Below are 13118 nucleotides of genomic sequence, written 5' to 3' on the forward strand. Positions count from 1 at the left end.
CGAAGGGATGACTTACTCAAGGATAGGATGAAGTCCTAACAAAAAAATACAACAATTTATTAAAAAAGATAAAGTCAAATCAAAGCACACATCCAGTTAAAAATTGAAAACCTCCGTTTTGGAGGTTTTTTTGTTGATTTAATAAAAAGTAAGGTAAGAAAGTCTCCGTTTTTGAAGAACTAATAATGGTTTACGCCGTCGTGTCTCCTGAAAGCTTCCCTCAAAAGTGGATGGCGCAAATCTAACCTTGCATTTATCTCCCCAAAAATAGTTTTGCCCCGTCGGAACTTCCGACAGTCTCCCCGAAAACTGGATGGAGCTGTCGGGAAAGATTTTGGAGCGAATTGAAAGTTTTTGCTAGAAGTGGTTGTGTTTATATAATAATTTTTACTTTTCCTTTTCAAACCAAGGTTTACCCATTATATTTCCATTCATTAATGATTGTTTTTTTGTGTCTTGAAGAATTCCATATTTTGAATAAGGATATAAAATTCCGTTTTTTATTAAAAATTTTTTAGAAGGAAGACTCCTGCTTTGTCCTCCACCAGATATTGAAAATATAGCGTAGTTTTGAAGAGTAATTGAATCTGATACCTTATCACGAGATAAAACATATTGATTCTTACCAATAATTTTGTCTTTAACTTCTATGACGGTTAAAATGAGATATTTTTTATCAATAATATTCCATTTACCAATATTCCAGCTTGACGCTAAATCAATAGAATATTTATATTCAAAAGAATAATCTGATTTTAAGCTCAATTGTTCTCCAAACTCATTGTAATATACACCTTCAATTTTTTGCTGACTAAAACATAAAAAATTAGTTGTAAGAAATAATAAAAGTAAAAGTCTTTCTTTCATTTTGTCTAGAGATTTATTTAAAAGCAAATATACAAAACAAGTTTTTCAAAAATCAGCAATTACTTTTACCGCGAATCTGCTTATTGCGTATCTTTGCCTCTCTTTAAAGCAATAGAAAAAAACGTCATTCATTTGAGCCAAATTAAATATTACTTAGCCGCAATTTTTGCCTTTGCAACTTGGGGAACTTTCAGCTTGGTGCTGAAACCTCTTCACGAATATTCTTCCGTAGATATTTTGTTTTACCGCGTATTCAGTTGTGCGCTGATTATGACTTTGGTTTCGCTGTTATTTAGAAGAGCGAAGCTGAAAGAAAATATAGACTATTTTAAATCTTTAGCGAAAAAAGAGAAACAAAAAATGGTTCGTTTGAATACTCTCAGCAGCCTTTTGCTTACCGGAAATTGGTTTTCATTTATTTATGTAATGAATCACATCAGCGTAAGAGCTACGTCTGTTGCGTATTTGGTTTGCCCGATTATTACGACAGTTCTCGCGTTTTTTATTCTGAGAGAAAAACTCACGAAACTGCAATGGCTTTCTGTTTTTCTAAGTGCGATGGGTTGTATTTTGCTTTCGTATTCTAATCTTTTAGATATGTTGTATAGCAGTCTGATTGGTTCTACATACGCTTGTTATCTTATCGTACAAAGTACAAACACGAAGTTTGATAAATTTTTAGTACTCAATTTCCATATGATTTTGGCGGCGTTTATTTTGCTTCCGTTTTTTCCGTCGTATTCGGGAACGGTTCCTACGGAAATTAAATTTTATGCATTTATAGAAATCATTGCTGTAATGTACACTATTGTTCCGCTCTTGCTGAATTTGTATGCACTTTCGGGAATTGCTTCTTCAAAAGTGGGAATGATTTTGAACATTAACCCAATTATAGCCTTTATTTTAGCCGGTGCAGTGTATAAAGAATCTTTAGATGGAATGCAGATTTTGTCTTACACTATTATATTTTTAGCCGTAATAATCTTTAATGGAAAAGAAATTTTTAGGTTAAAGGATGAAAAAATAGCAGTGAGATAGATTTTAGATATTTTGTATCGAAAACATCTTTTTTTTGACTTTGGAAACGGAGGCGTCAAAATTTAAAAATTCCATCAACCACCTTAAAAAAAAGTCTACTGACAAACTGTTGTCGGAATCCTTTAGTATTTTTACGACATAAAAAACAAATTTACATGAGTTATTGCGCAGCCATCGATTCTATGCAACCCGAAAGTAGAAAAGAGTTACACAAAAAATATCACGATTTTCATTACGGTTTTCCCATTCATAACGATGATGAGTTGTTTGGAAGATTAATTATGGAAATCAACCAAGCTGGGTTGAGTTGGGAAACTATTTTGAAAAAAGAAGAGGGTTTCAGAAAGGCTTATGATAATTTTAGTATTCAAAAAGTAGCCAATTACGACGAAAAAGACAGAGAAAGGTTACTGAATGATTCCGGAATCATCCGAAATAAACTGAAAGTAAACGCCGCCATAGAAAATGCAAAAACCATTGTCGAACTTCAAAATGAGTTTGGTTCGTTCGAAAATTGGCTGTCTCATCATCATCCAAAACCTTTACAAGATTGGATGAAGCTCTTCAAAAAAACATTCAAATTTACTGGTGGTGAAATCGTCAACGAATTTCTCATGAGCACTGGCTGGCTGAAAGGCGCACATTCGGAAACCTGCGCCATTCATCAAGAAATTTTAAAAACGCAACCGAAGTGGATGGAAGAGTAGTTTTTTATATATTGTCTATGAAAAGCGAATTGTTTTTATAAAAGCTTCTATTTGAAATCTAAACTGTTTTTAATTTCCTCGCTTATTTTATCAATTTCTTCTTTTGTGTATTTTTGATACTCTTTTTGGAATTCAAATCTGTAAAAGTTCGGACCTCTATCAGGTGAAAAAAAGGTAACAGGTTTGGGTTTATCAATATTATTGAGACGATTTTGTAAATTATCAATTACAGTATTTATTCTTTTTAATTGATTTTTGATGTAAATATTGTTTGATTTTTCATAATTGCTAAGATTTTTTCTTTGATATTCCAAATAATAATAGTCATCATTTAGGTTAGGGTATTTTTTCTCAGGAAGATAATGGAGTATTGAAGAATTGATGTTATTGCATTTTAAAAAAAAACTATTGTTTTGAATACAAAATTCTATATATTCATTAAAATCGTCAAAAGATTGTAATACTTTTTTGTCGTCTAGTAATAGAACCTTTGGATATGTTTCTGTTAGTATTTTTGATGCTTTATCTTCGTAATTTGGAACAAAAGGATTTACATAAGAAAATTGATGCAAATCTGTAATTGTAGAGCTGTATATCTGAAGTTGTGTAGTTCTTAATATTTTTTTCTTTTCCGATTTTTGATTTAGGAAGAATAAGACTAAAGGAATTCCAATTGATAAAAGTCCCAAGAACTTTAATGCATAATCTACAATTTCTCTTTTCTCAAGCTTTTTTTGCTTTTCTAAAGTAATTTTTTTAACCACCAATTTTCCGTCGGAATCTATTTCTGCCTCTTTTTTAGTTTCAATCCAGTTTTCTGTATTCATAACTTTTAGTTTTAGAAGTTAATTTTCACCCCACAGTTGGTGTATCCATTTCTTTCATGATTTTTTTGTCTTTCATAGAAACCATCATGCGTTCGTATTTGTATTTTTCCCAGTCGAATTTACTTAGGAAATCGAGCGCAGATTGGAAACCGCGGTTGAAAAGGTCTTCTTTTTCTTCTTTTTTCATAAAGAAATTCAGCCAGTTGCTTTTGCCACAATTTACGGTTTGTATGCTATAAAGGTCGTAGAAACTGTATTTTGTAAGGAAAGTTTTGTCGTTGAAGCCTCTCAAAGTACTAATTATATTTCCACTAAAGGAAAGTGGAGTTCGAAGAACTTCTTTGCTAGAACAACCTTTGTCTTTTATAATGTCTAAATCACTGGTGAGTTTTACCCCAAAAACGGGAAGTCTTGGATAGAAAATATCATTATTGTGAAACAAATCTACAGGGAAATTTGAAATACTTCCACCGTCGATAAAAATTCCGGTTGGGCAAATGTTTTGCTGTGTAGTATTCAGCCAATATCTCCAAGCATATTTTACAGATTCTTGGGTTGCGTCTATATTTTTCTGCATCGGCTCAAAGAAAAACGGAACCGACATGGAAGCCCGCACAAAATGAGACGGACTGGTTTGTTTCAGCTCATCTTCAGACCAATACAGATTCGACATTCTTGGGAATTCTACTTTTATTTTGGTGGCAATATCGGTGGCGATTACTACATATTCAGATTTTAAAAGATAGAAAGGATTGGTTTTGTAATAATCATTATTTACCGCACTTTCGTAGAATAGTTTGAAACGCGTTTCATCAAGATGCTCTTTGTGAATATCTTTTATTTTGCGGATGTTTTCAAGAGCGATATTGTAATATTCTGAAGTGTTTCCGTAGCGATAATTTAGATTTAAATCTCTTTCTTTGGCTTTGAATTTCTCATTCAGTTGTGCAACGGTATCAATTCCGAAGGCATGAAGAACGTCTGTCATTCTGTTGAGAAAGGCGTTTCCTGGGTTTAAACCAATATTATTTCGTTGAAAAAGTTTGTATAGTTTTCTAATATAGAGAAACAAGATAATAATCGGAATGATAGGAATCAAAAACAAAAGTCTTGTGTACAAAATGCTTCCGGTAGGAATGGCAAAAGGCGCAATAACCAGAATAAGCATTATAATTCCGCCTAAAATAATGTTGTTTCGCACATAATTTTCATTATTAATAACGGAATGTACAAACGATTTCACAAATTCTTTCCCATCCATAAAGTCCGAAAAATCCCAGTTGAAAAGAATGTCTTTTATTACCTCACTTTTGGCATCTTCTTTCTTTTTGCAAGAGGCGATAAGCATGGTATTGATGGCTCCCGCACTGGTTCCTGCAACTTTTAGAAATCTTACCCCGAAAATTTCTAAACCATAAAGGTAGCCCACCAAAGCGGTTCCCCAAACGCCGCCTCCTTCCTGCACAAATTCTACATACTGATTGCCTTCTGCATCGAGTAAATCGGAAAATTCTTTTAAGGAAATATCCAAATGCATGGCTTTTAGTTTGTCCTTAGATTCTTCTGATAAGGTTTCATCAGATAAAATCACTGATAATTTACTTTCATTCATAATCTTTGAGTTTTTGGTGTTATTTGTTTTTAGATTATAAATTTACGCAAATTTATCGTTGAAAATTTTCAGGGATTTTACCCAAAGAACACCGTATTTTTACCACTGTTTTCGTCGGGCGTAGATAAAAGTAACAATCACAATGGTGAGCATTACGCCAATGGTAATGTAGTATCCGTATTTAGAATGAAGTTCCGGCATGTGGTCAAAATTCATCCCATAAACTCCTGCAATAAAAGTTATGGGTAAAAAATAGACGGAATAAATAGCTAAAACTTTCATCACCTGATTGGCTTTTTGGTCTGATAATGCCAAAAACATCGAAATAAGGTTGGTAATTTGTGCATTCAAATGGTCGAAATCGGCAACAACGTCTTTATGTTTGTCTTTTAAATCCTGAACTTCTGAATCCTGAAGATTGAGTAAGCGAAATTTATCGACTGCATCTGTAGAAATAGACAAAACGCGCGAGTTGAGACCAGATTTTCTTTTCAGTCTGTATAGTCTTCTAAGTTGGTTGCTGTGATTGGTGTTTTTTAAGAAAATTTCGTTTTCAAAATGGTCCATGGTTTCAAGTAAACTTACCGATTCGTCATCAAAGCTTTTCATGATGAGCAAAGCCAATGTAAGAGCTATTTTTTCGGGACTGGTTACGTTATTGTTCCCGGTAAGTTCTTTTCTCGTCTGCAGAATGCTTTTATTTTTCATTCTGTGAATCGTGATAATGGTTTTGTTGAAAAGAAATATTCCAATCTTTGTACTGATGTCGCTTATCGTGTTCAGATTTTTTCTTTCCTGTTCTGTGCTTTCTCTTAAAAGGAAAAATTTAATGTTTCCATCTTCTTCATATTTGGGAAGGTGATTGGCATCCATCGTGTCTTCCAAAAGGAGATTGTTTATTTCGTAGCGTTCGTGAAGGAATTTCAAATCTTCTTCTGTAGGTGCTTCTACATCAATCCATTCACAATTATTGTCTCGGTATAAGGTTTCTATTGGCATATTTTAAAAATAGTGATATTTGAAAAACTATGTATCAAATAAATTTTATCTTTACCAAAATTAAAAAACTATATGATTAAAAGTACAATAAAAGGTATAGGATTTCATGTTTCGGAAAATGTTGTTACCAATGATGATTTAGCAAAATTAATGACAACCAATGATGAATGGATTACCGAACGTACCGGAATTAAAGAAAGAAGACATCGTGCAAACCGCAACGATGCCCAGGAAACGAGTGCGTATTTAGGTTTTAGAGCTTCCGAAAAAGCAATTGCAAATGCGGGATTAACGTCTAAAGATATTGATTATATTGTATTTGCAACTCTTTCTCCAGATTACTATTTTCCAGGTTGTGGAGTTTTGCTTCAGGATATGTTGGGTTGCGACACCATCGGAGCTTTGGATGTAAGAAATCAATGTTCAGGATTTGTGTATGCGCTAAGTGTGGCAAATGCTTTCATTAAATCTGGAACGTATAAAAATATTTTAGTGGTAGGAGCAGAAATTCATTCTTTTGGATTAGATTTTTCAGATCAAGGAAGAGGAGTTTCTGTAATTTTCGGCGATGGAGCAGGAGCGGTTGTACTCTCTGCAACAGAAGATGAAAACGCAGGAGATATTTTAGCGTTTAATATGCATTCTGAAGGTAAATATGCCGATGAATTATGCACGCAATTTCCAGGATCGAAATTTGGCTGGAGCGATAGAATGAGAAGAGAGCCGGAAGCGGTTACAGATAAAGAAGTGTATCCAATTATGAACGGAAACTTCGTTTTTAAACACGCCGTTACAAGATTTCCGGAAACCATGATGGAAGCTTTAAACAAAGCTGGAAAAACAATCGATGAGGTCGATATGTTTATTCCGCACCAAGCAAACTTGAGGATTGCCCAGTTTGTACAGCAAAAATTTGGTTTGCCAGACGAAAAGGTTTTCAACAACATTCAAAAATACGGAAATACAACGGCAGCTTCTATTCCAATCGCCTTAAGCGAAGCCATAGAACAAGGTAAGGTGAAAAGAGGAGATTTGGTTCTGCTTTCAGCTTTCGGAAGTGGCTTTACTTGGGGTAGTGTTTTGTTTGAGTATTAAATTACATCATTTTAAAATAGGATAAAATATGAAAAAAGTTACAGGAATTGGCGGTATTTTCTTTAAAGCGAAAGACACCAAAGTAATTAATGACTGGTATAAAAAGAATCTTGGTCTAGATACAGGTCCTTATGGTGTAAGTTTTGAGTGGAAAGAGAAAGAAACCGATAAAGTTGCCACAACACAATGGGCGCCTTTCAAAGAAGATACATCATATTTTGAGCCTTCAGAGAAAGAATTTATGATTAATTATCGTGTAGAAAATCTAGACTTGCTTGTAGAAGAACTTAAAAAAGAAAATGTGAAAATTCTCGATGAAATTCAGACCTATGATTATGGTAAATTTCTTCACATTCTCGACCCGGAAGGTAATAAAATTGAGCTTTGGGAACCATTAGATTAGTTTAAAAAACTGTTATTAATATAATCTCTTCACATTGTGAGGAGATTTTTTTATTTTTAAGCATGAAAATAAAACATACGATTATCATTTTTCTTCTTGGTTTGATACTTCATATTGTTGGTGCGTGGCTGAAAAATTACTCATTTAACCGGATATCAAAACATTATTTTACTGGTTGCATCTATATTAGAAATTGTAGGTCTTCTTCTTTTGTGTTTTAAACTCTTTACGTCTAAAAAGTTTAAAGATTTTATGAATTCATAGCAAAATTGTTTTTGAGCTAATATTGCTTACTAACGAAACTTTTTTAAAAATTCATTGTCTCAATTTGAGTAAATAAATTTTAATTTCTTAAATTTGTTACCAATTCAATTTGAAAAGTATGATTAAAAAAGCTACTTTGCTAGGTTTTACGTTTTTGGTTTCGGCTGCTGCAATGGCACAACATTCTTCAGTCCCTATATATCTTGATGAATCAAAACCTGTAGAACAAAGGGTGAAAGATGCACTTTCAAGAATGACTTTAGAAGAAAAAGTGGCCATGCTTCATGCCCAATCAAAATTTAGTTCTCCAGGTGTTCCTCGTTTGGGAATCCCAGAGTTTTGGACAACCGATGGTCCACATGGTGTGAGACCAGAAGTACTTTGGGATCAGTGGGATCAAGCGGGTTGGACTAACGATTCCATCATAGCTTATCCTGCGCTTACCGCTCTTTCTGCAACTTGGAACAAAAATATTTCTTGGAACTATGGTAAAGCTTTGGGAGAAGAAGCGCGCTATCGTAAAAAAGATATTCTTCTGGGTCCAGGTGTTAATATTTACAGAACTCCCCTCAACGGAAGAAATTTTGAATACATGGGAGAAGATCCGTATTTAACATCAAAAATGGTCGTTCCTTATATAAAAGGTGTGCAATCTAATGGTGTAGCAACTTCTGTGAAGCATTTTGCTTTAAATAACCAAGAAATGTTCCGCCATACGAGCAATGTTATTGTAGATGATAGAGCTTTGTACGAAATTTATCTTCCTGCCTTCAAAGCTGCAGTTACAGAAGGAGATTCTTGGACGATCATGGGAGCGTATGATTTGTATAAAAACCAATATGCAAGCCAAAACCAATATCTTTTAAATGATATTCTAAAAAAAGAATGGAATTATAAAGGGGTGGTGGTTTCTGATTGGGGTGCTGTAAACAATACTGAGCAGGCAATTAAGAACGGTTTAGATTTAGAATTTGGCAGCTGGACGAATGGTCTTTCTGAAGGAAACTCGAACGCATACGACAATTATTATTTGGCTAAACCTTATTTAAAAATGATTAAAGAAGGGAAAATAGGAACAGCAGAACTAGATGATAAAGTAACTAGAATCTTAAATTTAGCCTATAAAACAACTTTAAACAGAAACAAACCTTTCGGAAATATTGCTTCCGAAAATCATAGAGCAGTTGCAAAAGAAATAGGAGAGGAGGGAATTGTACTTCTTAAGAATGACAAAAATATTCTTCCTATTGATATTAGTAAAGCAAAAAAAATTGCTGTAATTGGGGAAAATGCAATTAAAGTAATGACTGTAGGAGGAGGATCTTCTTCTTTAAAAGTAAAATATGAAGTTTCTCCTTTAGACGGAATTAAAGCTAGATTTAGTGAAAATTCTGAGGTACTTTTTGCAAGAGGCTATGTAGGTGATGTTGGTGGTGAATATAACGGGGTGAAATCTGGCCAGGATTTAAAAGATAGCCGTTCTGAAGACGAAATTTTGAGAGAAGCGGTTGAGGTGGCAAAAAATGCAGATTACGTAATCTTTGTAGGAGGTCTTAACAAAGCAGATTTTCAAGATAGTGAAGGAAACGATAGAAAAAGTTATGGTTTGCCGTACAATCAGGATAAAGTAATTTCGGCTTTAGCAAAGGCAAATAAAAATTTGGCAGTGGTAATGGTTTCAGGTAATGCAGTTGCAATGCCTTGGATAAACGAAGTTCCTACTGTGGTTCAGGCTTGGTATTTGGGTTCAGAAGCTGGTCATTCTATTGCATCGGTTTTGGCAGGAGACGCCAATCCGTCTGGAAAATTGCCTTTTACTTTCCCAGTGAAACTGGAAGACAATTCCGCTCATCAATTGGGAGAATATCCCGGTAATAAAGCAGAATTAGATGCAGGTAAGGGAAAAGATCAGCAAAACCCAATCAATATAAAATACAACGAAAGTATTTTGGTGGGATACAGATGGCATGATACAAAAAAGATTAAACCATTGTTTAGTTTTGGACACGGTTTAAGTTATACAACCTTCGAATTTGGAAAAGCGACTGCCGATAAAACAACAATTTCTGAAAATGATACAGTTTCTTTTACCGTTAAAGTAAAAAATACTGGTAAAAAAGCTGGTGCAGAAGTCGTTCAGCTTTATATTGCTGATAAAAAAGCTTCGGTTTTACGCCCTGAGAAAGAATTAAAAGGTTTTGAGAAAATATTTTTGAAGCCAGGTGAAGAAAAATATGTAACTTTATCTATTAATAAGGAAGCATTAAGTTTCTTCGACGCTGAAAAACATCAATGGGTTGCAGAACCAGGAGAGTTTGAGGCACTCATCGGAAATTCATCCGACAATATTAAGACTAAAGTAAAATTTACTTTAAAATAAAACTTCTTCAATTGATTATTTTTAGAGTTCTGCGATTATTTTCGCAGAACTTTTTTGTTGCGATTTGCTGAACTTTGCCACACTTTGTCAAAGTTTTACCCGGCTTATTTTTACTTTGACAAAGTTTTTAAGGATGTAAACTTTTTAAACTAAAGAAAAAGTAGACGCAAGAACTCTAATTAACGACTTTTTTACAAATAAATTCCACAACTACTTTGTCAAAGTTTTACGCGGTTTATTGTTTACTTTGACAAAGTTTCTAAAAATTAACGCTTTGGACTTGGGAAAAGCATCGAAAGAAACTTAGGCTAATAACTGTTCTTACAAATAAATTCCACAGCTACTTTGTCAAAGTTTTACGCAGTATACTGTTTACTTTGACAAAGTTTCTAAAGACTAAAGCACTTTTTTATTTAAATCAATTAAACTAATGTAAGATAGTACAACGAAAGGTCTAATAAAGTTTTAAATCTTATTAAAAATCCTTATTTTTGCGAAAGAAATCTAAAACTTAAAAGTAAATGGACATTATTTTTGACCTGATCGAAAAAGAAAGACTAAGACAAACTCACGGGATCGAGCTTATCGCATCAGAAAACTTTGTTTCTGAAAACGTGATGAAGGCAATGGGAAGTGTTTTAACAAACAAGTATGCAGAAGGATATCCTGGTAAAAGATATTACGGAGGTTGCGAAGTTGTAGATGAGGTTGAAACTCTGGCTATCAACAGAGCAAAAGAACTTTTCGGAGTAGATTATGTAAATGTTCAGCCACATTCTGGTTCTCAGGCAAATGCTGCAATTTATTTAGCAGTTCTTAAGCCAGGAGATAAAATCATGGGGATGGATCTTTCCATGGGAGGTCATCTTACTCACGGTTCTTCAGTAAACTTTTCAGGTATTCAGTACGATGTCGTTTCTTATGGAGTACAAAAAGAAACTGGTTTAATTGATTATGACCAGATGAGAGAAGTGGCTCTTAGAGAAAGACCAAAAATGCTTATCGCAGGTTTCTCTGCGTATTCAAGAGATTTAGATTATGCTAAATTCAGAGAAGTGGCAGACGAAATTGGTGCTACACTTTGGGCAGATATTGCTCATCCAGCTGGTTTAGTAGCGAAAGGTCTTTTAAATAATCCATTCGAACATTGCCACGTAGTAACAACTACTACTCACAAAACATTGAGAGGTCCAAGAGGAGGGATGATTATGATGGGGAAAGATTTCGAAAACACGTACGGACACAAAACGCCAAAAGGTGAAATCAAAATGATGAGCCAGGTTTTGGATGGTGCTGTTTTCCCAGGAATTCAAGGTGGTCCTTTGGAGCACGTTATTGCAGGTAAAGCGGTGGCTTTTGCAGAAGCTTTGGATACTCAGTTTGAAACCTATGCAAAACAAGTTCAGTCTAATGCGAAAGCTTTAGCTAAATCTATGATGGATAGAGGTTTTGAAATCGTAAGTGGCGGTACAGATAATCACTTGATGTTGGTAGACCTTAGAAATAAGAATGTAAACGGTAAAGAAACTGAAAAAGCATTAGTTCAGGCAGATATTACTTGTAATAAAAATATGGTTCCATTTGATGATAAATCTCCATTCACAACTTCAGGGATCAGATTCGGAACTGCAGCTATTACCACAAGAGGTTTAAAAGAAAACGATATGGATACTATTGCAGAGCTAGTTTCTGAAGTAGTTGATAATATTAAAAACGAAGAAGTAATCTCTTCTGTTAAAAAGAAAGTAAACGAATTAATGGAAGGGCACGCTCTTTTCAATTACTAAAAAATAGTAAGCTTCGAGCTTCATATATAATATAAAGGTGCAGATTTATTTTGCGCCTTTTTTAGTAAATGAATTATTTTTGAAAAATCAATCATTAATAATTAATCACCATTCAACTCAAAACCTTAAACCTTGAACTCTAAATCCTACACTTTTCAGGAAATAAAACAGAAACTTGTTAACTATTGCGTATATCAAGACCGCTGTCATGCAGAAGTAGAGCAGAAGATGAGAGAGTTTTTATTAATTGAAGAAGCGAAAGAAGAAATACTTCTATATCTTTTAAAAGAAAACTACCTTAACGAAGAACGCTTTACGAGAAGTTACATCAGAGGCAAGTTTTACATAAAACATTGGGGAAAGAATAAAATAAAAATTAACCTAAAGCAAAAAGATATTCCCGAGAAGCTTATCACAAAATGTTTTGATGAAATTTACGTTGAAGACTACCATAAGACAATACTAAAAATCTATGGAGACTACTTTTCAAAACAGCATGGGTTGAAAGAATACCAAAAAAAATCCAAAACCATCAAATATCTCATCAGTCGCGGCTTCGAGTATGAAAAAATACTTCTCGCCATCGAAGATTTTGAAGCAATCTTTTAAAATAACCAACCTCAAAGCCCTCTTTGAGGTTTTTTTATATATTATCCATTACCCATTACCCATCACTCATCCCTTATATTTTTAGAAGCTCTTTCCCGTTGGTAATTTATGCTGAGCGTAGTCGAAGCGCTATATCTTTTGCTCGTCGAGGCTCCTCACAAAAGGATGCCGTTCCCATCGGGGCTAGGATATGAGTAAAGGTAATAGGTGGAGTAGGTAATCCCCACAACCCACACCGCAATCCACCAACCCAAGAGCACACCCACCCTCCAACCCTCCAACCCAACAATTAATAATTAATAATTAACAATTAACAATTTAAAAACTTTTAGTACAGTTTTTCAGAGAGTTGAGTATTTATGTTAAATAAAAGTTACGAAAATCTTGTGGGATAAATTAAAAGGTTCTACTTTTGCACCACTGAAAACGAGAGGAAGTAAGTAGCGTAGAAGGATAAAATTAAGAAAAACTTTTAAAAAAAATAAACAACAAAATATTTTGTAAAAACAAAAAGAGTTGTATATTTGCAA

The 13118-nt window shown here is 34.0% G+C and carries 11 protein-coding genes; 7 read left to right on the top strand and 4 right to left on the bottom strand.

Annotated elements, in window-relative coordinates; translation table 11 throughout:
• Positions 1–387: 387 nt before the first annotated feature.
• Entirely contained in the window at positions 388–867 is a 480-nt protein-coding gene (locus tag AC2A1D_RS09090) for a hypothetical protein (RefSeq protein ID WP_484043314.1), read from the bottom strand.
• 132 nt (positions 868–999) lie between these two features.
• Between AC2A1D_RS09090 and AC2A1D_RS09095 the strand changes: the two genes are divergently transcribed.
• Positions 1000–1905: an EamA family transporter gene (locus tag AC2A1D_RS09095; RefSeq protein ID WP_484043315.1), complete on the top strand. Its 906-nt coding sequence runs from the start codon at positions 1000–1002 to the stop codon at positions 1903–1905.
• Between the two features lie 155 nt (positions 1906–2060).
• Complete coding sequence (locus tag AC2A1D_RS09100) at positions 2061–2612, top strand: DNA-3-methyladenine glycosylase I (protein WP_484043316.1); 552 nt, start codon at positions 2061–2063, stop codon at positions 2610–2612.
• A gap of 47 nt (positions 2613–2659) precedes the next feature.
• Here the strand turns inward: AC2A1D_RS09100 and AC2A1D_RS09105 are convergent, their stop codons facing one another.
• The 3 genes from AC2A1D_RS09105 to AC2A1D_RS09115 all read right to left on the bottom strand — a co-directional run bounded on the left by AC2A1D_RS09105 (position 2660) and on the right by AC2A1D_RS09115 (position 6050).
• Positions 2660–3439, bottom strand: coding sequence for a hypothetical protein (locus AC2A1D_RS09105; protein WP_484043317.1), 780 nt, complete (start codon positions 3437–3439; stop codon positions 2660–2662).
• A 25-nt stretch (positions 3440–3464) separates the two neighbouring features.
• Complete coding sequence (locus AC2A1D_RS09110) at positions 3465–5051, bottom strand: patatin-like phospholipase family protein (RefSeq protein WP_484043318.1); 1587 nt, start codon at positions 5049–5051, stop codon at positions 3465–3467.
• Between the two features lie 99 nt (positions 5052–5150).
• Positions 5151–6050: a magnesium transporter CorA family protein gene (locus AC2A1D_RS09115; RefSeq protein ID WP_484043319.1), complete on the bottom strand. Its 900-nt coding sequence runs from the start codon at positions 6048–6050 to the stop codon at positions 5151–5153.
• 72 nt (positions 6051–6122) lie between these two features.
• Here AC2A1D_RS09115 and AC2A1D_RS09120 point away from each other — a divergent pair, with 72 nt between their 5' ends.
• The 5 genes from AC2A1D_RS09120 to AC2A1D_RS09140 all read left to right on the top strand — a co-directional run bounded on the left by AC2A1D_RS09120 (position 6123) and on the right by AC2A1D_RS09140 (position 12588).
• Positions 6123–7145, top strand: coding sequence for a 3-oxoacyl-ACP synthase III family protein (locus tag AC2A1D_RS09120; RefSeq protein WP_484043320.1), 1023 nt, complete (start codon positions 6123–6125; stop codon positions 7143–7145).
• 28 nt (positions 7146–7173) lie between these two features.
• Entirely contained in the window at positions 7174–7548 is a 375-nt protein-coding gene (locus AC2A1D_RS09125) for a VOC family protein (RefSeq protein ID WP_484043321.1), read from the top strand.
• Positions 7549–7930: 382 nt separating this feature from the next.
• Positions 7931–10192 (top strand): glycoside hydrolase family 3 C-terminal domain-containing protein, encoded by a 2262-nt coding sequence (locus AC2A1D_RS09130; protein WP_484043322.1) that lies wholly within the window; start codon positions 7931–7933, stop codon positions 10190–10192.
• 521 nt (positions 10193–10713) lie between these two features.
• On the top strand, positions 10714–11979 hold the full coding sequence (gene glyA / locus AC2A1D_RS09135) for a serine hydroxymethyltransferase (RefSeq protein WP_484043323.1): 1266 nt from the start codon (positions 10714–10716) through the stop codon (positions 11977–11979).
• Between the two features lie 132 nt (positions 11980–12111).
• Positions 12112–12588 (top strand): regulatory protein RecX, encoded by a 477-nt coding sequence (locus AC2A1D_RS09140; RefSeq protein WP_484043324.1) that lies wholly within the window; start codon positions 12112–12114, stop codon positions 12586–12588.
• Positions 12589–13118 lie beyond the last annotated feature (530 nt).

The sequence above is a fragment of the Chryseobacterium sp. HNCC26DJ239 genome, from assembly GCF_057180445.1.

What these genes read in the sequence shown, in the direction of transcription:
- AC2A1D_RS09120 (WP_484043320.1), top strand. Translation starts at nt 6,123, where the DNA reads ATGATTAAAAGTACAATAAAAGGTATAGGATTTCATGTTTCGGAAAAT.
- AC2A1D_RS09115 (WP_484043319.1), bottom strand. Translation starts at nt 6,050, where the DNA reads ATGCCAATAGAAACCTTATACCGAGACAATAATTGTGAATGGATTGAT.
- AC2A1D_RS09130 (WP_484043322.1), top strand. Translation starts at nt 7,931, where the DNA reads ATGATTAAAAAAGCTACTTTGCTAGGTTTTACGTTTTTGGTTTCGGCT.
- AC2A1D_RS09125 (WP_484043321.1), top strand. Translation starts at nt 7,174, where the DNA reads ATGAAAAAAGTTACAGGAATTGGCGGTATTTTCTTTAAAGCGAAAGAC.
- glyA (WP_484043323.1), top strand. Translation starts at nt 10,714, where the DNA reads ATGGACATTATTTTTGACCTGATCGAAAAAGAAAGACTAAGACAAACT.
- AC2A1D_RS09105 (WP_484043317.1), bottom strand. Translation starts at nt 3,439, where the DNA reads ATGAATACAGAAAACTGGATTGAAACTAAAAAAGAGGCAGAAATAGAT.
- AC2A1D_RS09110 (WP_484043318.1), bottom strand. Translation starts at nt 5,051, where the DNA reads ATGAATGAAAGTAAATTATCAGTGATTTTATCTGATGAAACCTTATCA.
- AC2A1D_RS09100 (WP_484043316.1), top strand. Translation starts at nt 2,061, where the DNA reads ATGAGTTATTGCGCAGCCATCGATTCTATGCAACCCGAAAGTAGAAAA.
- AC2A1D_RS09090 (WP_484043314.1), bottom strand. Translation starts at nt 867, where the DNA reads ATGAAAGAAAGACTTTTACTTTTATTATTTCTTACAACTAATTTTTTA.